The sequence below is a fragment of the Bacillus sp. AP8 genome, assembly GCF_000321185.1.
Lineage (GTDB): Bacteria > Bacillota > Bacilli > Bacillales > DSM-1321 > Bacillus_AD > Bacillus_AD massilioanorexius.
The window spans coordinates 1-1,622 of the sequence record NZ_CAPG01000104.1; the positions used below are offsets into that span (position 1 = coordinate 1).

The following is a 1,622-nucleotide window of genomic DNA, read 5'->3' on the forward strand; positions in this document are numbered from 1 at the left end:
TAAATTAGCCTTCAAGAATCCAAAAAATGGTTCCACATCTATTTTTCGTTGACGATAAATGGAACTCGTTTTTTCTTCTGAAAGCTTCTCTTTGATATATTCTTTTTGTTGTTCCCATTTTTCATTCACCATGAGTTTTCGATTGTTTCCTTCTTTTGCTTTCGTACACGCCGAACGAAATGGGCAAGCTGAACAATCTTCACACTCGTACACCTTAAATTCTCGCGTAAAGTCGTACTTATCTTTACGAATAGAATGATATGTAAATACGAGATGTTTTTGATTTGGACACGTGTATCGATCCGTTTTCTCTTCATAATACCAGTTTGCTGAATGGAATTCGTTTTGTTTATATTTTTTCTTTTGTTCTTTCATGTACATGTTATATGTAATCAAAGCTTCTCGGTTACGATTGGAAAGGATATCATTATAATTCTGTTCACTACCATAACCTGCATCGGCGACAATATACTTGGGTAACTCAAAATAATTTTCCTCAATTTCATCTAAGAAAGGGATTAACGTACGTGTGTCTGTTGGATTTGAAAATAGACTGTAGGCTAGTGCGTATTGTCCTTCTGTTGCGACTTGTAGATTATAGCCGGCTTTTAATTGACCATTTTTCATATAATCATCTTTCATTCGCATAAATGTCGCATCGAGATCTGTCTTTGAATAACTATTTCGCGTGCCCAAGATGTCAAAGTCCCTTTGATATTTCTGTTTTCTGACGATGTAATCTAGTAATTGTTTCCGCACCTGCTTAGGGAATTTCCGTTCACTTCTTAACGTTTTTCGTTCTTCTACATCTGATGATTCTTCAATTTTTTTATCGTATTCAGAAATGACATCCTCTACGTTTTGAACGATTTCATTAAGTTCTTCAATGGTTAATTGTTCTTCACTTTCTCGTTCGATATGAGGCATGATTTCTTTTTCCAATAGCTCATTGTAAAGTTGGTTCGACTTTTCGATTAATCCGTTATGATATTTCTCGATGGATTTCTTCCACACGAACGTAAATTTGTTCGCATTGGCTTCAATCTTTGTGCCATCAATAAAAATGGCTTCCTGGTCAATTATTTTTTCTTGTACTAACAGGGTACGAAATTGAACAAAACATTCGCGGAGTAGTTCTTTTACTTCTGGTTGCACACGGAATCGATTAATCGTACGGTAACTTGGTTCATTGCCTTGGGCCAGCCACATCATACGAATACTGTCCTTTAAAAGGGCTTCGATTTTACGACCTGAAAAAGCAGATTGCGAATAAGCGCATAAAATAATTTTCAACATCATGCGTGGATGATAGGAAGGACACCCTGTATTTCGTAGAAAGGGTTCGAATGTTTCTTGTGGGATACTTTCAACTAAATGGTGTACGTGAAAAGCGATATCGTTATTTTGTAATTTCACTTCTAAATCTAGAGGTAAAATTAATTGATTCATGTTATAATCTTTAAACATAAGGATCCACCTTTCTATTGAAATTTTGGTATGTGGTGTACTTTAATTTTATCAGAAGTGGTCCTTATTTTATTGTAAAAACAATCAAAGCCAGTGAAATTTTACTCATCGTAAAACTTCACTGGCTTTTTCATTTCAGAGGAGGTTTTGTCCCA

1 protein-coding gene is annotated in these 1,622 nt (G+C 35.1%); it reads right to left on the bottom strand.

Features of this window, described 5'->3' with window-relative positions:
• Positions 1–1,467 (bottom strand): IS1182 family transposase (locus BN349_RS22760; protein ID WP_019244592.1); only part of this gene is annotated, 1,467 nt, incomplete at its 3' end.
• Positions 1,468–1,622: the final 155 nt, after the last annotated feature.